Annotated in this window: 16 protein-coding genes and 1 pseudogene; 9 read left to right on the forward strand and 8 right to left on the reverse strand. The window is 72.3% G+C overall.

Annotated features, from left to right (window positions below; genetic code table 11):
• Positions 1-187: 187 nt before the first annotated feature.
• Together AQJ11_RS17015 and AQJ11_RS17020 are read left to right on the forward strand one after the other, a co-directional pair.
• Positions 188-901: pseudogene (locus AQJ11_RS17015) on the forward strand (helix-turn-helix domain-containing protein); the annotation flags it as partial.
• A gap of 52 nt (positions 902-953) precedes the next feature.
• The gene (locus AQJ11_RS17020; RefSeq protein ID WP_059263622.1) at positions 954-1,448 is read left to right on the forward strand and encodes an LURP-one-related/scramblase family protein; all 495 of its coding nucleotides are present in this window, start codon (positions 954-956) and stop codon (positions 1,446-1,448) included.
• 7 nt (positions 1,449-1,455) lie between these two features.
• Here the strand turns inward: AQJ11_RS17020 and AQJ11_RS17025 are convergent, their stop codons facing one another.
• Positions 1,456-2,256, reverse strand: coding sequence for a carbon-nitrogen family hydrolase (locus AQJ11_RS17025; RefSeq protein ID WP_058081199.1), 801 nt, complete (start codon positions 2,254-2,256; stop codon positions 1,456-1,458).
• A 217-nt stretch (positions 2,257-2,473) separates the two neighbouring features.
• Here AQJ11_RS17025 and AQJ11_RS17030 point away from each other — a divergent pair, with 217 nt between their 5' ends.
• Complete coding sequence (locus AQJ11_RS17030; RefSeq protein ID WP_014673845.1) at positions 2,474-3,298, forward strand: maleylpyruvate isomerase family mycothiol-dependent enzyme; 825 nt, start codon at positions 2,474-2,476, stop codon at positions 3,296-3,298.
• Positions 3,299-3,359: 61 nt separating this feature from the next.
• On the opposite strand, the gene AQJ11_RS17035 is transcribed toward AQJ11_RS17030, so the two are convergent.
• The gene (locus AQJ11_RS17035; protein ID WP_014673844.1) at positions 3,360-4,670 is read right to left on the reverse strand and encodes an MFS transporter; all 1,311 of its coding nucleotides are present in this window, start codon (positions 4,668-4,670) and stop codon (positions 3,360-3,362) included.
• A complete protein-coding gene (locus AQJ11_RS17040; protein ID WP_041665969.1) occupies positions 4,667-5,341 on the reverse strand; it encodes a GntR family transcriptional regulator in 675 nt (224 codons plus the stop codon). The genes AQJ11_RS17035 and AQJ11_RS17040 overlap by 4 nt, the downstream gene beginning before the upstream one ends.
• A 186-nt stretch (positions 5,342-5,527) precedes the next feature.
• On the opposite strand from AQJ11_RS17040, the gene AQJ11_RS17045 reads away from it, so the two are divergent.
• The 3 genes from AQJ11_RS17045 to AQJ11_RS17055 all read left to right on the forward strand — a co-directional run bounded on the left by AQJ11_RS17045 (position 5,528) and on the right by AQJ11_RS17055 (position 7,884).
• On the forward strand, positions 5,528-6,430 hold the full coding sequence (locus AQJ11_RS17045) for a D-alanyl-D-alanine carboxypeptidase family protein (protein ID WP_014673842.1): 903 nt from the start codon (positions 5,528-5,530) through the stop codon (positions 6,428-6,430).
• Positions 6,431-6,529: 99 nt separating this feature from the next.
• Entirely contained in the window at positions 6,530-6,877 is a 348-nt protein-coding gene (locus AQJ11_RS17050) for a GntR family transcriptional regulator (protein ID WP_014673841.1), read from the forward strand.
• Positions 6,878-6,891: 14 nt separating this feature from the next.
• Positions 6,892-7,884, forward strand: coding sequence for a DUF1648 domain-containing protein (locus AQJ11_RS17055; RefSeq protein ID WP_398780565.1), 993 nt, complete (start codon positions 6,892-6,894; stop codon positions 7,882-7,884).
• 133 nt (positions 7,885-8,017) lie between these two features.
• Here AQJ11_RS17055 and AQJ11_RS17060 read toward each other — a convergent pair whose 3' ends face one another.
• Genes AQJ11_RS17060 through pdhA form a run of 3 tightly spaced genes read right to left on the reverse strand, consistent with a single transcriptional unit; the run spans position 8,018 to position 11,637 of the window.
• On the reverse strand, positions 8,018-9,418 hold the full coding sequence (locus tag AQJ11_RS17060; RefSeq protein ID WP_059263623.1) for a dihydrolipoamide acetyltransferase family protein: 1,401 nt from the start codon (positions 9,416-9,418) through the stop codon (positions 8,018-8,020).
• 10 nt (positions 9,419-9,428) lie between these two features.
• The gene (locus AQJ11_RS17065; protein ID WP_014673838.1) at positions 9,429-10,406 is read right to left on the reverse strand and encodes an alpha-ketoacid dehydrogenase subunit beta; all 978 of its coding nucleotides are present in this window, start codon (positions 10,404-10,406) and stop codon (positions 9,429-9,431) included.
• Position 10,407: 1 nt separating this feature from the next.
• Positions 10,408-11,637, reverse strand: a complete 1,230-nt coding sequence (gene pdhA / locus AQJ11_RS17070) for a pyruvate dehydrogenase (acetyl-transferring) E1 component subunit alpha (protein WP_014673837.1) — start codon at positions 11,635-11,637, stop codon at positions 10,408-10,410.
• A gap of 539 nt (positions 11,638-12,176) precedes the next feature.
• On the opposite strand from pdhA, the gene AQJ11_RS17075 reads away from it, so the two are divergent.
• A complete protein-coding gene (locus AQJ11_RS17075; protein ID WP_175252210.1) occupies positions 12,177-13,193 on the forward strand; it encodes a phosphotransferase in 1,017 nt (338 codons plus the stop codon).
• A gap of 165 nt (positions 13,194-13,358) precedes the next feature.
• Here AQJ11_RS17075 and AQJ11_RS17080 read toward each other — a convergent pair whose 3' ends face one another.
• A complete protein-coding gene (locus tag AQJ11_RS17080; RefSeq protein ID WP_175252209.1) occupies positions 13,359-14,996 on the reverse strand; it encodes a protein kinase domain-containing protein in 1,638 nt (545 codons plus the stop codon).
• A gap of 343 nt (positions 14,997-15,339) precedes the next feature.
• Here AQJ11_RS17080 and AQJ11_RS17085 point away from each other — a divergent pair, with 343 nt between their 5' ends.
• The gene (locus AQJ11_RS17085) at positions 15,340-16,980 is read left to right on the forward strand and encodes a protein kinase domain-containing protein (protein ID WP_059263624.1); all 1,641 of its coding nucleotides are present in this window, start codon (positions 15,340-15,342) and stop codon (positions 16,978-16,980) included.
• A gap of 85 nt (positions 16,981-17,065) precedes the next feature.
• Here AQJ11_RS17085 and AQJ11_RS17090 read toward each other — a convergent pair whose 3' ends face one another.
• Positions 17,066-17,611: a bacterial proteasome activator family protein gene (locus tag AQJ11_RS17090; protein ID WP_015493299.1), complete on the reverse strand. Its 546-nt coding sequence runs from the start codon at positions 17,609-17,611 to the stop codon at positions 17,066-17,068.
• A gap of 174 nt (positions 17,612-17,785) precedes the next feature.
• On the opposite strand from AQJ11_RS17090, the gene AQJ11_RS17095 reads away from it, so the two are divergent.
• Complete coding sequence (locus AQJ11_RS17095; RefSeq protein ID WP_059263625.1) at positions 17,786-18,631, forward strand: hypothetical protein; 846 nt, start codon at positions 17,786-17,788, stop codon at positions 18,629-18,631.
• The last annotated feature ends 3 nt before the right edge of the window (positions 18,632-18,634 follow it).

Raw genomic sequence — 18,634 nt, forward strand, 5'->3', positions numbered from 1 at the left:
GGTTGGCCAACCCCTCTGGGGGAACGGGAAGTTCATCCGCGCGACACCTGGTGTCCCGGTGGATTCCGGCGTCCCGTCAGGAGCGGGTCACGACAGCGGGTGACCCGTGGTCGCGTCCACGTGGCCGGGGACGTCCTCGTGCCGGTCGCCGACGGTCGGCGTCCCGGTGGGCTCGAAGAGCAGGTCTCGGTGGGCACACGCGCGTGGCGCCCGCCTCGTCGGCTTCTGCTCGGGCGCGTTCACGATCGCGGAGGCCGGGCTGCTGGACGGGCGCCGCGCGGCCTGTCACTGGATGTGGGCGGAGGCCTTCCGGTCCCGCTTCCCCGCGGTGCGCCTGGAGCCGGACGTGCTCTTCGTGGACGACGGCGACATCCTCACCGCCTCCGGCAGCGCCTCCGCGCTCGACCTCGGTCTGCACCTGGTCCGCCGGGACCACGGCGCGGAGATCGCCAGCCACGTCTCCCGGCGGCTCGTCTTCGCCGCGCACCGGGACGGCGGGCAGCGGCAGTTCGTGGAGCGGCCGGTGCCCGAGGTGCCCGACGAGTCCCTCGGTCCGCTGCCGGCGTGGGCGCAGGAACGGCTGGACGAGCCGTTGACGGTGGCCGGCCTGGCGTCCCGCGCGGCGGTCAGCCCCGCCACGCTGCACCGGCGCTTCCGCAGCCGACTGGGCACGACCCCGCCGGCCTGGCTCACCGCGGAGCGGGTGGCGCCGGCGTGCCGGCTGATCGAGCGGGGTGAGGAGCGGCTGGACGTCGTGGCGGCGCACGGCGGCCTGGGTACGGCGGCCGATCTGCGGGCGCGGCTGCGGCGGGAGACCGGGCTGAGCCCCTCCCAGTACCGCAGGCGGTTCGGGACGGCGCCCGTGGAAGGTGTGGCCGCGCGACGCCTCCCGCCGGCCTGACGAACCGGCACGACCTGTGACGATCGACCGGCGCCGGGGAAGCATGACCCGTATGAGATTCCTCGTGCGCGACCGGATCCTCGGCATCGGTGACGACTGGTGGATCGAGGACGAACACGGCCGGAAGGTGTTCCTCGTCGACGGCAAGGCGATGCGCCTGCGGGACACCTTCGAGCTGAAGGACACCGAGGGGCGGGTCCTGATCGACATCCACCAGAAGATGTTCGCCCTGCGCGACACCATGCTGATCGAACGCGAGGGCGAGCCCCTGGCCAGGATCCGGCGCAAGCGGCTGTCCCTGCTGCGCAACCACTACCGGGTCTCGCTGGTGGACGGCACCGAACTCGACGTCAGCGGCAAGATCCTGGACCGCGAGTTCGCCGTCGAGTACGACGGCGAACTCCTCGCGGTGATCTCCCGCCGCTGGCTGAGCGTCCGCGACACGTACGGCGTGGACGTCGTACGGGAGGACGCCGACCCGGCGCTGCTGATCGCGGTGGCGGTGTGCGTGATCCACCTCGCCGAGAAGGAGGGGCAGGAGGACTGACAGGCCCCTAGCGCAGGCTCCGGGGCGCCTCCAGGCCCAGCACCCGGTCCTTGAGCGCCGGGAACTGTTCGCGGGTCGCGCCGACCTTCGCCGGGTCCAGGTCGACCGTGAGGACCTCTTCTCCGGGGCCGGCCTCGGCGAGCACCTCGCCCCACGGATCCACCACGATCGAGTGACCCGCCTGCGGAACCCCGGCGTGGGTCCCGGCCGTTCCACAGGCGAGCACGAACGCCTGGTTCTCCACCGCCCGCGCCCGGGCCAGCAGCGTCCAGTGCGCGCGTCGCCGCTCGGGCCAGCCCGCCGGGATCACCAGCGTCTCGGCGCCGGCGTCGACCAGACCGCGGAAGAGCTCGGGGAAACGGAGGTCGTAGCAGGTGGCCAGGCCGAGCGTGGTCCCGGGCAGCCGGGCCGTCACCAGGTCCCGGCCGGCGCCCATCAGCACCGCCTCGCCCTTGTCGAAGCCGAAGCGGTGGATCTTGCGGTAGGCCGCGGCCGGCTCACCGGAGGGGGAGAAGAGGAGGGACGTGTTGTAGAGGGTGCCGTCAGGGTCCCGCTCGGGAAGGGAGCCGGCGTGCAGCCACACGCCCGCGTCGCTCGCCGCCTTGGCCATCGCCTCGTACGTCGGCCCTTCGAGCGGCTCGGCCGCCCGGCCGAACTCCTCGAAGGCGAAGGCGCCGGTGGTCCACAGTTCGGGCAGTACGACGAGGTCGGCACCGCTCTGCTCCCGCACCAGCGCGGCCACGCGCCGGCGCCGGGAGTCGACCGGTTCGTCCTCGTCCACGGCGATCTGGATCAGCGAGGCGCGCACACTACCACCGTCCTGGCATTCGAGTCGTCCACACGGGCCTACGATCGTCACACGAAAGCACTGCCGGGGTGCCTTTCAGCAGCGTAACTTGGGGGTGCCCCCAGTTCGAGCACAGCCGAGAACCTGGGGGACTCCAAGACACCCGCCGAAGTGCAGCCGCCCGCTGGCCATGCCGCCACAACCTGCCCGTGTACCGACCGCCGAGGGGTCCCGTTCCGTGAGTCTGCATCCCACCCTCCAGCCCTACGCCGACGCCTGGACCCACTCCATCGAAGCGATATCCGAGATGGTGCAGTCGCTCGTCGAAGGCGAGTGGAACCGGCGGACACCCTGCCCCGGCTGGTCGGTGCGGGACGTCGTGTCCCATGTCATCGGCCTGGACTGCGAGATGCTCGGCGACCCGCGCCCCATCCACTCCCTGCCGCGCGACCTCTTCCACGTCACCACCGAGCACCAGCGCTACATGGAGATGCAGGTCGACGTCCGCCGCCACCACACGGCGCCGGAGATGACGGCCGAGCTGGAGTACACGGTCATCCGCCGCAACCGCCAGCTGCGCAACGAGGCCCGGGACCCCGGCACCAAGGTGCGCGGGCCGCTGGGCACGGAGATCACCCTGGAACAGGCCTACCGCGCCCGCGCGTTCGACGTGTGGGTGCACGAGCAGGACCTGCGCGCGGCCCTCGGCCGCCCCGGCAACCTGGACTCGCCGGGCGCCTACGTCACCCGGGACGTCCTGCTGGAGGCGCTGCCCAAGGTCGTGGCGCACGACGCGAACGCCCCGCGCAGCTCGGCGATCGTGTTCGACGTGCACGGCCCCGTCGAGTTCCTGCGCACGGTCCGCGTGGACATCCAGGGCCGCGGCACCCTGGAGACCGTCCCCGCCCTCGGCCCGGCGGCCACCCTCACCCTCGACTGGGAGACCTACGTCCGTCTGGCCTGCGGCCGGGTGAGCCCCGAGGCGGTGGCGGACCGGGTGAAGACGGAGGGCGACCAGGAACTGGCGGCGGCCATCCTGCGCCACTTCGCGGTGACGCCGTGACGGCACCCGGCCGGCCTCTCGGCCGACCGCAGGAGCACGGGCGGCCGGGAGGCCCCGCGGCTCACGCCGCGGGCACGTGCACCGTCTCCACCCGGCTGGCGACCAGCCGCTCGCGCTCCCGCCGGGCCGCCCGCCCCCGCAGCCGCAGGATCTGACCGATCCCGAGCGCCTGGAGCACGAACACGGCGCTGAACGCCACGGTGTAGTCGTCCCCGGTCGCGTCCAGCAGCACGCCGATCGCGAAGAGCGTCGTCATGGAGGCGATGAAGCCACCCATGTTGGTGATGCCGGACGCCGTGCCCTGTCGCTCGGGCGGGTTGGCCGGCCGGGCGAAGTCGAAGCCGAGCATCGACGCCGGGCCGCACGCGCCGAGCACCGTGCACAGCACCAGCAGCAGCCACATCGGCGCGTGCTCCCCGGGGTAGGCCAGGGTCGCCGCCCACAGCAGCGCGGTGGCGGCCACCGTGCCCAGCGCCAGCGGCAGCCGCGCCGCGTGGTGCCGGGCGACGATCTGGCCGTAGACCAGGCCGATCACCATGTTGGACAGCACGACGAGAGTGAGCAGCTCGCCGGCCGTGGCACGGCTGAGGCCCTGCGCCTCGACCAGGAACGGCAGGCCCCACAGCAGCAGGAACACCATCGCCGGGAACTGGGTGGTGAAGTGCACCCACAGGCCCAGGCGGGTGCCGGGCTCCCGCCAGGACGCGGCGATCTGCCGGCGGACGTAGGCCGCGCCCCGGTGCGGGGACGGCTCCGGCTCCTGCCCCTCGGGGTGGTCCTTGAGGAACAGCAGGGTGAGCACGAGGACGACCGCGCCCGCCAGCGCGCTGCCCGCGAACGCCGGGGTCCAGCCGATGCCGTGCAGCAGCCGGGACAGGACCAGGGTGGAGACCAGGTTGCCCGCCATCCCGACCAGGCCCGCGAGCTGCGCGACCAGCGGGCCGCGCCGGGCCGGGAACCAGCGGGTGCCCAGCCGCAGCACGCTGATGAAGGTCATCGCGTCGCCGCAGCCCAGCAGCGCCCGGGAGGCGAGCGCGGTGCCGTACGAGGGGGAGAAGGCGAAGCCCAGCTGTCCGGCGGTGAAGAGCACCGCACCGATGCTCAGCACCTTCTTGGTGCCGAGGTGGTCCACGAGCAGGCCGACGGGTATCTGCATGCCCGCGTAGACCAGCAGCTGGAGAATGGAGAACGTGGAGAGCGCGGAGGCCCCCACGTGGAAGCGGTCGGCCGCGTCGAGGCCGGCCACCCCCAGCGACGTACGGAAGATGACGGCGACGAAGTAGACGGCCACGCCCGTGGACCACACGGCGACGGCCCGGCGCCCGCCCGGCGGATCACCCGGAAGGGTGGCGCCGCGCCCCGGAAGGCTCATCGGACCTCACCCCGTGCCAGGTGCGAGAACCAGCCCACATGCCGGTGCACGATCCCGACGGCCGCCTCGGCGTCGCCGGCGCGCAGCGCGTCCAGGATCTCCTCGTGCTCGGCGAGCGTCTTGGCGATCCGGTCGGGGTGGGAGTGCATGACGGCGACGCCCATCCGCAGCTGCCGGTCGCGCAACTGGTCGTAGAGCCGGGAGAGGATCTCGTTGCCCCCGCTGCGCACGATCTCGGCGTGGAAGCAGCGGTCGGTGACCGCGGCGGCGGCCAGGTCGCCGGCGGCGGCCTGCGCCTTCTGCTGCTCCAGCAGCTCGGCCAGCCGCTTGAGCAGGCCCGGCGGCGCGGGTACGGCCTTGCGGGCCGCGTGCTCCTCGACCAGCAGCCGGGTCTCCACCACGTCGGCGATCTCCTGCGCGGAGACCGGCAGGACCAGGGCGCCCTTCTTCGGGTAGAGCCGGATGAGGCCCTCGACCTCCAGCCGCAGCAGCGCCTCCCGGACGGGCGTGCGCGAGACCCCGACGGCCTCGGCCAGCTCCCCCTCGGTGAGCAGGGTGCCGCCCTCGTAGCGGCGGTCGAGCACACCCTGCTTGACGTGGGTGTACACGCGGTCGGCGGCGGGTGGTGGCTTGAGGGACTGCGGGGCGGACTGCTCGACGGCCGTGTTCATGCCCACAGCATAGATACAACACGTACGCAAGGGCGGGACCGTCCATCATGCGGACGTGACGCACGTCTCTCGCAGCGACCGCAACCTTCTGTGCTACTTACGTGTCACACCTATGCGGCCCCCTCCCGCTTGCCACCTCAACTCGGCCGCATTCCAGGGGCATTCAAGACATTCGAGGTCATCACTTTGATTACCGGCATCAAGGGCATCCGCCTCCGCAGAGCAACTGCCGTCGCCGTCACGTCCGGCGCGCTGCTCGCGACCGGTGCCCTCACCGCAGCGCCCGCACAGGCCGTCACCGCGCCGTCGATCGTGGCCAAGGGCGGGTTCGTGATGAACAACGCCAACGCCGCGACGCTGTACGGGAAGGCGGCGGACACCAGGCGCTCCACCGGCTCCACCACGAAGATCATGACCGCCAAGGTCGTGCTCGCGCAGTCGAACCTGAACCTCGACGCCAAGGTCACGATCCAGAAGGCGTACAGCGACTACGTCGTCAAGAACAACGCCTCCCAGGCCCACCTGATCGTCGGCGACAAGGTGACGGTCCGCCAGCTGCTGTACGGCCTGATGCTGCCGTCCGGCTGCGACGCCGCCTACGCGCTCGCCGACAAGTTCGGCTCCGGCTCCACGCGGGCCGCGCGGGTGAAGTCCTTCATCGGCAAGATGAACACCGCCGCCAAGAACCTGGGTCTGAAGAACACCCACTTCGACTCGTTCGACGGCATCGGCAACGGCTCCAACTACTCGACGCCGCGCGACCTGACGAAGATCGCCAGCAGCGCGATGAAGAGTGCCACGTTCCGCACGATCGTCAAGACGAAGTCGTACACCGCGAAGACGGTCACCAAGACGGGCAGCACCCGCACGATGAACCCGTGGAAGAACACCAACGGGCTCCTCAGCAGCTACAGCGGCACCATCGGCGTGAAGACCGGTTCCGGCCCCGAGGCCAAGTACTGCCTGGTCTTCGCCGCGACCCGGAACGGCAAGACCGTCATCGGCACCGTCCTCGCCTCCTCCTCCATCGCCCAGCGCGAGGCGGACGCGAAGAAGCTGCTCAACTACGGCTTCGCCAAGCTCGGCTGACGCACCATCCGGCAGCAGGGCCCGACGCGGAACGCGTCGGGCCCTTTCTGCTGTGCGCGTCGCCACGATGGCATGCATGGTGCTAGCTTCATTAGCACCATGTTGCTGCGTCTGGACAAGACCGACACCCGTCCTCTGCACGAGCAGGTCGCCTCGGCGATCCGGCGGGCCATCGCCGAGGGCGAGTGCCGCGCCGGCGACCGGCTGCCCTCGGCCCGCGATCTCTCCACGGCCCTCGACATCAACGTCAACACCGTCCTGCGCGGCCTGCGCGAGCTGCGGGACGAGGGCCTGCTGGAATTCCGCCGGGGCCGGGGCATCACGGTCGCCGAGGGCGCGGACCGGCGCTCCGGGTTGCAGATCCGGGTGCTGGACCTGTGGGCGGAGGCGTCCCGACTGGGCTACAGCCAAAGCGATCTCATCGACATGATCCGGGGGTTGACGTGACGGGCGTGACCGGCATGACGGGGAAGGGCGACGGGCGCGTGTCCCGGGGCCGTACGGCGCGCTGGTGGCCCATCGGCTCGGGCGCGGCCGTCACGGCCGTGCTCGCCGGTCTGCCCTGGGCCGCGCACGACCGGCTCCCCGGCCGGCTGGCGACCCACTGGGGCGGCGGCGCCCCCGACGGCTCGATGCCCCTGTGGGCGGCGTCCCTCTTCCCGGCGGGCGTCTGGCTCGTGCTCACGCTCGCGGTGAGCGTGCGATGGCGCCGCTCCTGGCCGGCCCTGCGGCCCTGGCGGGCGCTGACACTGGCGCCCGCGGCGACGCTGCTCGTCGGTGCGCAGGTCTGCGTGGTCCGCGCCAACCTGGACCGCGCGGACTGGCACGATGCCCGCCTGCCGGCCCTCTTCGTGGTGGTGTCCCTGGCCATGGCAGCGATCGTCGGCGCGCTGACCTGGCGGTACACCAGCCGATCCACCGCACCGCCGGCCACCGCGCCCCCCGCACTGGAGCTGTCCGAGAGCGAGCGGCTGGTGTGGTTCTCCCGCGTGGCCAACCCCTGGCTGCAACTGCTGGCGGCGGTGGCGGGCCTGCTCGCCGTCGGCTCGCTGGTGGCGCTGGCCGTCGGCCTGGCGGACCCCGCCGCACTGTGGCCGGCGTGCGCGGGCTGCGCCGTGGCCTCCCTCGCCGGCGCGGCGTTCTCCTCGGTCCAGGCGAAGGTGTCCGAAGCGGGCCTGGAGGTGTCGTTCGGCCCGCTCGGCTGGCCCGCCCGCCGGTGGGCCCCGGCGGCCATCGAGTCCGCCCGCGCCGAGCGACGGCTGCCGTCCCAGGTCGGTGGCTGGGGCTACCGCCTCAGCGGCCTCGGTACGACGGTCATGCTCCGCGCCGGCGACTGCCTGGTCGTACGTCCCCGGGGCCGCCGTACGGACTTCGCGGTGAGCGTGGACGACGCCGAACGGGGCGCGGCCTTGCTCAACGCCCTGCGGACCGCTTCCGGGCCAGGTGGCCCGTGAGGGGTCCGCTGCGGAGCCGGAGGGTTCGCAGCCGAACCTGACTCCCGCTCAGCCGGGACTGGCGGCGGGGGCGGTCGCAAGCGGATGTCGCGACCGCTCCCTCCATGCCTGCGGTGTCACCGTCCGGAAGGGCTCAGGCCCAGGTGATCAGCCGCTTCGGCTGCTCCAGGACCGCCGCGACGTCCGCGAGCACCTTCGAGCCCAGCTCGCCGTCCACCAGGCGGTGGTCGAAGCTCAGGGCCAGCGTGGTGACCTGACGCGGCTTCACCTTGCCCTTGTGGACCCACGGCTGGAGCTTGATCGCACCGACCGCGAGGATCGCCGACTCGCCCGGGTTGAGGATCGGGGTGCCCGTGTCGACGCCGAAGACGCCGACGTTGGTGATGGTCACCGTGCCGCCCTGCATCGCCGCGGGGGAGGTCTTGCCCTCGCGGGCCGTGGACACCAGCTCGCCCAGTGCCTGAGCCAGCTCGGGGAGCGTCTTGTCCTGCGCGTCCTTGATGTTCGGGACGATCAGACCGCGCGGGGTGGCCGCCGCGATGCCCAGGTTGACGTAGCGCTTGCGCACGATCTCCTGGTTCGCCTCGTCCCAGGACGCGTTGATGTCCGGGTTGCGCTTGATGGCGACCAGCAGGGCCTTGGCGATCAGCAGCAGCGGGTTCACCCGCAGGCCCTGCATCTCCTTGTCCTGCTTCAGCTCCTCGACCAGCTTCATCGTGCGGGTCACGTCCACCGTCACGAACTCGGTGACGTGCGGCGCGGTGAACGCCGAGCCGACCATCGCCTGCGCGGTGGCCTTGCGGACCCCCTTGACCGGGATGCGGATCTCCCGCGCGGTGTCGTACGACGCCACGGGCGCCGGGGCCGCGGGAGCGGCGGGCGCCGCCGTGACCGGGGCGGCCGGCTCGGCCGTCCGGGGCGTGGCCGCCGCGTGGACGTCCTCACGCGTGATGATGCCGTCCGGGCCGGACGGGGTGATCGCGGCCAGGTCGACGCCCAGGTCCTTGGCCAGCTTGCGCACCGGGGGCTTGGCCAGCGGACGGGGCTTCCCGGCGACCGCGCCGCCGTGGCCGTTCAGCTCCGCCTGGACCGCCTGCGCCGGCGCCGGGACGGTGACCTCGGGGCCCTTGCGCGGGCGGCGCCTGGTGGAGGAGGCCGCCACGCCGTATCCGACGAGGACCGGCTGGCGGCCCTCCGGCTTCGGCTCGTCCTTCGCCGGGGCGGGTGCCGCCGCGGGCTGCTCGGCGGGGGCCTTCGGCGCCGCGCCGCCGGCCCCGGCCACCGCCACCGCGATGATGGGCGTGCCCACGTCCACCGTGGTGCCCTCGGGGAAGTGCAGTTCGCGGACCACGCCGTCGTAGGGGATGGGCAGTTCGACGGCCGCCTTCGCCGTCTCCACCTCGCAGACCACCTGGCCGTCCGTCACCGTGTCGCCCGGCTGGACGTACCACTTGAGGATCTCGGCCTCGGTGAGTCCCTCTCCCACGTCGGGCATCTTGAACTCGCGTACGGACGCTTCCGTCATCGTCGTCACGGCCCTCTCCTCAGTACGCCAGCGAGCGGTCGACGGCGTCGAGCACACGGTCCAGGTCCGGCAGGTACTCCTCTTCCAGGCGCGCCGGCGGGTACGGGGCGTGGTAGCCGCCGACCCGCAGGACCGGTGCCTCCAGGTGGTAGAAGCAGCGCTCGGTGATCCGGGCGGCGATCTCCGCGCCGGAGCCGAAGAACACCGGTGCCTCGTGCACCACGACCAGGCGGCGGGTCTTCTCCACCGAGGCCTGGACGGAGTCGAAGTCGAGGGGGCTGACCGAGCGCAGGTCCAGGACCTCCAGGGACTTGCCCTCCTCGGCCGCCGCGTCCGCCGCCTCCTGGCACAGCTTCACCATGGGGCCGTAGGCCGCCAGGGTCAGGTCGGTGCCCTCGCGGACCACGCGCGCCTTGTGCAGCGGGGCGGGGATCGCCTCGAAGTCGACCTCGGCCTTGTCCCAGTAGCGCCGCTTGGGCTCGAAGTAGATCACCGGGTCGTCGCTCTGGATGGCCTGCTGCATCATCCAGTACGCGTCCGACGCGTTGGACGGGGAGACCACCTTCAGGCCGGCCACGTGCGCGAACAGCGCTTCCGGCGACTCCGAGTGGTGCTCGACCGCGCCGATGCCGCCGCCGTAGGGGATGCGGACGACGACCGGCAGCTTGACCTTGCCCAGCGAGCGGGCGTGCATCTTGGCCAGCTGGGTGACGATCTGGTCGTAGGCCGGGAAGACGAAGCCGTCGAACTGGATCTCCACCACCGGGCGGTAGCCGCGCAGGGCCAGGCCGATCGCGGTGCCGACGATGCCGGACTCGGCGAGCGGGGTGTCGATGACCCGGCTCTCGCCGAAGTCCTTCTGCAACCCGTCCGTCACCCGGAAGACGCCGCCGAGCTTGCCGACGTCCTCACCCATGATCAGCACCTTGGGGTCGGTGTCCAGGGCACGGCGCAGCGACTCGTTGATGGCCTTGGCCATCGCCATCTTCTCGGCCATCTCAGTGACCCCCTTCATCGGCGAACGACGCCTGGTAGGCGGCGAACTGGGCGCGCTCCTCGTCGACGAGCGCGTGCCCGTCCGCGTATGCGTTCTCGAAGATGGCGAAGTGGTCCGGGTCGGGCATGGCGCGGACCGCTTCGCGCACTCGTTTGCCCAACGCCTCGGACTCGGTCTCAAGTTCCGCGAAGAATCCCTCGTCCGCGTGGTTTGAGGCCTCCAGGTACCGGCGGAGCCGCAGGATCGGGTCCTTCGCCTCCCAGGCCAGCCGCTCCTCGTCGCCCCGGTAGCGGGTGGGATCGTCGGAGGTGGTGTGGGCGCCCATGCGGTAGGTGTACGCCTCCACCAGCGTGGGGCCCTCGCCGTTGCGGGCGCGCTCCAGCGCCCACTTGGTGACCGCGAGACAGGCCAGGACGTCGTTGCCGTCGACGCGGACGCCGGGGAAGCCGTAGCCCTGCGCGCGCTGGTAGAGCGGGACGCGGGTCTGGCGCTCGGTCGGCTCGGAGATCGCCCACTGGTTGTTCTGGCAGAAGAACACCACGGGGGCGTTGTAGACCGCGGAGAAGGTGAACGATTCGGCGACGTCGCCCTGGCTGGAGGCACCGTCGCCGAAGTAGGCGATGACCGCCGAGTCCGCGCCGTCCTTGGCGACGCCCATCGCGTAGCCGGTGGCGTGCAGCGTCTGGGAGCCGATGACGATCGTGTACAGGTGGAAGTTGTTGCTGTTCGGGTCCCAGCCGCCGTTGTTCACGCCGCGGAACATGCCGAGCAGGTTGGTCGGGTCGACGCCGCGGCACCAGGCGACGCCGTGCTCCCGGTAGGTCGGGAAGACGTAGTCGTCCTCGCGGGTGGCCCGGCCGGAGCCGATCTGGGCGGCCTCCTGGCCCAGCAGGGACGCCCACAGGCCCAGTTCGCCCTGGCGCTGGAGGGCGGTGGCCTCGGCGTCGAAGCGGCGGGTGAGCACCATGTCGCGGTACAGGCCGCGCAGCTCTTCGGGGGTGATGCCGGCGACGTAGGCGTCGTACTCGGCGTTCTTGACCCGCTTGCCCTCCGGCGTCAGGAGCTGTACGAGCTCCGGATCCGTGCTCTTCCTGGCGGTGCTGCGGGTGGTGCGCTTGGTGCCGGTGGCTCCGGTCGCGGCGCCGGTGGTGCCGGTCTTGCCGCCGGTGGTGCCGGCCTTGCCTGCGGCGGTGCGTCGCGGCTTGCGCGCGGCACTGCTCTCCACGGTCACGTGTGCTCCTCCGTCGTTCCGGCCCCCGGGGTTGCCGGTAGGCCAGTGCGGCTCACCTGTTTCGACCACCGGGCACGGGGTGGGTGCCACTCGGCCGGGAACAGGCGTGACAGGTGCCCCGGCGAGCGCCCTGCAACCATCACGTTACCCAGTGCCCCACATTTCTGTGAAACCCCGTTTGACCTGCGATTTTGCTTGGATTTCCAAGTAAATCGAGGCGATGCGGAAGCGCGCTGGTCACAGCCTTGCGGCAGTCCGGAGCAACCGCACGTTATCCCGCGCACCCAGGTCACGGGAAGAGTTTCATGTGAGACCGGACTCGCACACGAAGAGGGAAAAGTCGCGGTATTTCTCCTGCATTCGGATGAGGCCCCGGGGCGCGTACGGACGAACACCTCGCCGCGGCCCGTACGGAGACGGAAACGCCCGACTCGTGACCGAAAGCGACCACTGATGACTGCGTGTGACAAGCCCCAGCTCACAGGGGCCGCGCGTGCCCTAGCATCTGGCGCGTGCCGCGCTCGTGTGTACCACCCCCCGTGCCCCACGCGCTCCCCTTGGGCGCCCTGCTCCGCCTGTACGCCGCGGGTACCGCCCTCGCCTGTGACCCGGTCGACCAGGGCCTGCTCAACCGCGGCTACCGGCTGTGCACCACGAGCGGCCGTTACTTCCTCAAGCACCACTTCGACCCGGACACCGCCGACCCGGCCGCCATCGAACGCCGGCACCTGGCCACCCAGCGCCTCGCCGACCTCGGCGTCCCGGTCGCCGTCCCGCTCGCGCACCGCGAGGGCCGCACGGTCGCCGTCGTCGGCGGCCACGCCTACGCCCTGCACCCCTGGATCGACGGCAGGCACCGGCACGGCGGCCAGCTCACCCGCGGGGAGAGCGCGCGCCTGGGGGCGCTCCTGGGCGCCGTGCACGCCTGCCTGGAGCGTGTGATGCCCCCCAAGGGGCGCACGCGCCCGGCGACGAGCCCCCACCCGGTGGAGAGCGCGGACCCGGCCGACACCTTCGCCCTGATCGACGACCTGCTCGCCCATGTGCGCCGGCACCGCCCCGCCGACGCCTTCGACGAACTCGCCCGGCACCGGCTGCTGGAACGCCGCGCGCTCCTGGAACAGCACGCGGACCGGCGCCCGCCGCGCGGCGGTTCGGTGGGCTGGGTGCACGGCGACTTCCACCCGTTCAACCTGCTGTACAAGGACGACGCCCCGGCCGCCATCGTGGACTGGGACCGGCTCGGGGTGCAGCCGCGCGCGGAGGAGGCCGTACGCGCCGCCGTGATCTTCTTCGTGGCGCCCGGCGGGACCCTGGACCTGCCGAAAGTGCGTGCCTACGCGCGCGCGTACCGGCGCGCGGCCGGCGCCACGCCCTCGGAACTGTCCGCGGCCGTGCACCGGGTGTGGTGGGAGCGGCTGAACGACTTCTGGATGCTGCGCTGGCACTACGAGCGCGGCGACACGCGCGCGGACACCCAGTTCCCGGCCGCGTCGGCCCTCGCGGTGTGGTGGACCCGCGGGTACGACGCGGTGTGCGACGCGTTCGTGCAATAGGCGCCACCGACAGGCGCCGGACATCAGGTCCCGGACGGGCGAGAAGCCTCGTGCGGGCGAGAAGCCCCGTGCGGGCGATGAGACGCGTCCGGGCAGGGCGCGTTCGTGCGGCGGACCGGTGGCGTCACCTCAGGGGGACGCCGTCCCGGCCGCCGTGGGTGTCCTTCAACCGGTGGTGAGGCCGGTGCTGCCGTCCGTCGTGGTGCCCTCGGTGCCACCGGTGTCCGTGCCGCCGGTGTCCGTGCCACCGGTGTCCGTGCCACCGGTGTCCGTGCCGCCGGTGTCCGTGCCGCCGGTGTCCGTGCCGCCGTTCGTCGGGTCCGTGGGCTGCGACTGCGAGGTCTGCGGCTGCGACGGCTCGGTGCTCGGGGTGGAACTCGCCGTCCTCGACGGGGTGTACGACGGGGTCGTCGCCGGCGGCCAGCCGGAGCCGGTGCCCGTGTCGGAGCCGTTGCTCGTCTCGGGGTCCGAGGGCTGCTGGTCGGTCTTGTCGTCGGTCGGGGTCGGGGTGGGCGACTCGTGCTTCGTGCTCTTGGACTGGGTCTTCGTCGGCTGGATGTCGGTGTCGTTGCCGCCGCTGCCGCCCGCGCCCTTCAGCGCCAGCGCCACGCCCGCCGCGATGGCGATGACCGCGAACACGGCGAGGAGCCACAGCTTGCCGCGTCCGCTGCCCTTGTTGCCGTGCCCCTCGAAGCCGCCGTCGTCGCCGCTGCCGTAGCCCGCGGGCAGGATCGGCTGCGGGATCTGCGTGGTGCCCGAGGCGTCCGCCGGGTGCGGCATGACGGTCGTCCCGGCGAAACCGCCCGCCGGGGTCTGCCGGCCGTCGTGCGTCTGCACCGGGCCGGTGTTCCAGGTGCCGGTGTGCCCGCCCTGGTCGTAGAGCATCTGGAGGCCGTACTGGACGAGCCCGCGCATCTCCTCGGCCGTCTGGAACCGGTCGTCGGGGTCCTTGGCGAGCGAGCGCATGACCAGGCCGTCGAGCTCCGGCGGGCAGGTCCCCTCGGAGACCTGCGACGGCGGCACCGGCATGTCCTGGACGTGCTGGTAGACCACCGACAGCGGGGTCTCGCCGGTGAACGGGGGCCGCAGCGCGAGGAGTTCGTACAGCAGGCAGCCGGTGGCGTACAGGTCGGAGCGGTGGTCGACGGCCTTGCCGAGCGCCTGCTCCGGGGAGAGGTACTGGGGGGTGCCCATGACCATGCCGGTCTGCGTCATCGTCGTCGACGCGCCGTGCAGGGCGCGGGCGATGCCGAAGTCCATCACCTTGACGGCACCGCTGTGGGTGATGATGACGTTCGCCGGCTTGATGTCACGGTGGACGATGCCGTGCTGATGCGAGTAGGCGAGCGCCTCCAGCACACCGGAGACGATGATCAGGGCCTGCTCGGGGCCCGGCGCCTCGGCGTTCAGCAGCAGGTCGCGGATGGTGCGGCCCTCGACCAGCTCCATGACGATGTACGGCACGGACTGGCCGCCCACCGTGTCCTCGCCGGAGTCGTACACGGCGACGATCGCGTGGTGGTTGAGGCCGGCGACCGACTGTGCCTCGCGGGTGAAGCGGGCCTTGGAGACCGGGTCCTCGGCCAGGTCCGCGCGGAGCAGCTTGACCGCGACCGTCCGGCCCAGACGGACGTCCTCGGCCGCGAACACCTCGGCCATGCCGCCCCGGCCCAGCCGGTGCGTGAGCCGGTAGCGGCCGTCGCCGACGAGCCCGCCGTTGCCCCACATCTCCGGCGCGTCTGACATGCCGCCGCCAGTCGCCTCGGGGTCGGACGGGCCCTGAGAGCGCTGCGTCTGTGCCATCAGTCCTCGCCGTCGTTTCTGCCCGCGGTGCGCGCGGTGTTGTTACGGTCTCCGTCCGCCACGCTACAGCCTCCGCGGGGGCCACCGGTTCGGAACGGCAACCGGGACCGACCCGAGACGGACCGGCCATGAAACCTCTAGCACGCGCTGTCGTGCAAATTCTGTGCGCCGGCCGTACGTCCCCTGTAACGCTTGCGCGACGCTTCTTGCGCGTACGGTCACGGAACGGGCACCGCGCTTGACGTGCCGGGGCCCTCGGGCAGACTTGGCCGGGAATGACACATTCGATCAAGGCCTGTCCGCCGGCTGACGGCGCCGCACGGCCGGTGGGGGACGCGGAGAGATGAGCCAGGACGGCGCACACGGCCGGTACGCGGGGCAGGCGCTGGCCGGGGGCCGCTACCAGCTGCGCGACTTGCTGGGCGAGGGCGGCATGGCCTCCGTGCACCTCGCGTACGACGCCGTGCTGGACCGCCAGGTCGCCATCAAGACGCTCCACACCGAACTCGGCCGGGAACCGGCCTTCCGCGAGCGCTTCCGCCGCGAGGCGCAGGCCGTGGCCAAGCTCACGCACACCAACATCGTCTCCGTCTTCGACACGGGCGAGGACGAGTTGAACGGCATGGCGACGCCGTACATCGTCATGGAGTACGTCGAGGGCCGGCCGCTGGGCTCCGTCCTGGAGGAGGACATCCGGCAGTACGGCGCGATGCCCGCGGACAAGGCCCTGAAGGTCACCGCCGATGTGCTCGCGGCCCTGGAGATCAGCCACGAGAAGGGGCTGGTCCACCGCGACATCAAACCGGGCAACGTGATGGTGACCAGGCGGGGCGTGGTCAAGGTCATGGACTTCGGCATCGCCCGTGCCATGCAGTCCGGCGTCACCTCGATGACCCAGACCGGCATGGTCGTCGGCACCCCGCAGTACCTCTCGCCCGAGCAGGCCCTCGGCCGCGGCGTGGACGCCCGCTCCGACCTGTACTCGGTCGGCATCATGCTGTTCCAGCTGGTCACCGGGCGGCTGCCGTTCGACGCGGACTCACCGCTGGCCATCGCGTACGCCCATGTGCAGGAGGAGCCGGTGGCGCCCTCCTCGGTCAACCGCGCGCTGCCGCCCGCCGTGGACGCGCTGGTCGCCCGCGCGCTGAGGAAGAACCCGAACGAGCGCTTTCCGACCGCCGAGTCCATGCGCGACGAGTGCCTGCGGATCGCGGCCTCCTTCCAGGCGGCCCCGCCGAGCATCGTGCCGGGCGCCGGACCGGCGCAGAGCGGCTCGGGCGTCGGCTCCGCGGTGTTCCCGCCGGTGGACCGGACGGCCCCGGCGGCGCCGCACGGGCAGGTGCAGACGCCGTACCCGCCGGCTCCGGCACCGGTTCCGAACCCGTACGGCCACCCGACTCCCGCCCCGGGTTACGGCTACCCGCAGCAGGGCGGCTACCAGACGGCGCCCGTGGGCTACGGCCCGCAGGGCGCCGCCCCGACCCCGCCGCCGTACACGATGGCGCCGCAGCAGGCGGGCCGGCCCGGCGGCGGCCGGAACAGGCGGCCGGTGGTCGTCGGATCGGTCGCGGTGGCGGCCGTCGTGGCCGTCGGCCTGATCGTCGCGCTCACGCTGAGGAACACCGGCGAGGACGCCAGGGGCGGCAGCGGCGGATCGAGCGCCTCCGCGTCCGCGTCGCACCAGGCGGGCTACCGCGGTCCGGACACCACCCGGCGGATCGACAAGACCAAGTGCACCGATCCGCAGGAGTCCTACAGCGACCCGGACAAGATCGAGCTGCCCGACTTCCGGTACAAGGACATCGGCTCTGTGAAGGAGTGCCTCCAGGCCGCGGGCTGGAAGTGGGACATCAAGAAGGAGGACGACAACACCTGGGGTGAGGGGACCGTCCTCAACCAGTTCCCCGAACAGGGCACCGACGTCGACCAGGACGACGTGGGCACCATCGAGCTGAGGGTGTCGACGGGCAATCCGCCGCAGTGAACCGCCCCCCGGCGGTCCGGGGCACGAGTCGGGCCCGGCGGTCGTCCGCCGGGCCCTTGGTGTGTCTGGCCGAGTCAGGGGGTGCTTACAGGTACGGGCCGCCCGAGCGACCGCCGGCGTGCTGGTCGTCGCCGCCCTCCGGGCCGGTCACGCCCGGCGGGAGCGCGCGGCGCATCTGCTCCAACTGGGCGCGGGCGGCCATCTGCTGGGCGAACAGCGTCGTCTGGATCCCGTGGAAGAGACCCTCCAGCCAGCCCACCAACTGTGCCTGCGCGATCCGCAGTTCCGCGTCGCTCGGGGTGGCGTCGTCGGTGAACGGCAGGGAGAGCCGTTCCAGTTCCTCGACCAGCTCGGGGGCCAGGCCGTCCTCCAGCTCCTTCACCGAGCTGGCGTGGATCTCCTTGAGTCGCACCCGGCTGGCCTCGTCGAGGGGAGCCGCCCGCACCTCCTCCAAGAGCTGCTTGATCATGCTGCCGATCCGCATGACCTTGGCCGGCTGTTCCACCTGCTCCGTCACCGGGGTCTCACGGGAGTCCTCGTGCCCGTCGCCACCGCCGAGCGCCATCCCGTCCTGACCCACGACAAGGATCTGGGGGTTCCCCGGCGACCGTTCGTTCCTCGGCATCTCCATGCCGCCATTCTCTCGCACGCCACCACCTCATCAGCGTGGTGCCCCCTCATGGGGCTGATCCACCGTTTAGACCCGACGGCCCAATCCGGAATGCCTTCCTGGCCATGGAATGTGAGGCTTGTTCCCGTCGGTTTTCCATCGGTCACGGCACCTGGGCCCCGGGAGGTCACCGACGTGACTGCACGCCCACGACTCACGCTGCGCTGTCTCCGGCTGCTGGTCGTCCTCACGGCGACGGCACTGCCGGCGCACGGAACCGCCGTCGCGTACGGCGGCACGCCCCTCCTCGCCGCGGAGCCGGACACCGCCCGCCCGTCCGCCACCGGGCACCGGGAGCAGGCCGGCGCACGGCAGGGAACCAGACAGGGCGCGGCCCCGGGGCACGCGCGTCCGCTGCCGGCCGTCCCGGAGCACTCGCCCGTCGAGCACACGGCTCCGGAGCCTGCCGCCCCGCACCGCGGACGCCCGGACCAGGGTCCCCCCAAGGAGGCGTCCCCGGAGGAAGCCTCCTCGGATGAGCCGTCCGACGAGGCGTCCCCGGGTGAGACGTCCTCGGAGGACGCGTCCGACGAGGCGTCCTCGGAGGAGACGTCCGCCGCCGTTCCGATGCCGTCCGACTCCGCCTCGGCGTCGGCTCGCCCCTATCGCCCCCTCGCCTCCGTGGAGCCGTCCCGGGCGGGCAGCCGGGCCGGTGAGGGGCGGATGCGGCCGGGGCGGCCGGACGGGCCCGAGATCGAGGACGAGGGCGACGACGACCCCCCTCCCGCCACCCCTGCCGCCCAGCCGGAGGAGCCTGAGGAGCCGGAGACCGCGGAGGTGCCGGGCGTCTCCCCCTCGCCCCTGGAGACCGGCCCCGACCCCACCGGTTCCCCGCAGGGGCCCGCCGCCGAGCAGGCGGCCCCACCCGGAGAGGCCCCCACGGAGCCGGTGCTCCGCATCCTCCCGCTCGGCAGCGGTCTGGTCCTCATCGGCCTGGGCCTGGGGCTGGCCCTCCTCGGCCTGAGACTCCGCAAGAGCTGACCG

It is taken from the genome of Streptomyces corchorusii, assembly GCF_001514055.1.
GTDB lineage: Bacteria > Actinomycetota > Actinomycetes > Streptomycetales > Streptomycetaceae > Streptomyces > Streptomyces olivaceoviridis.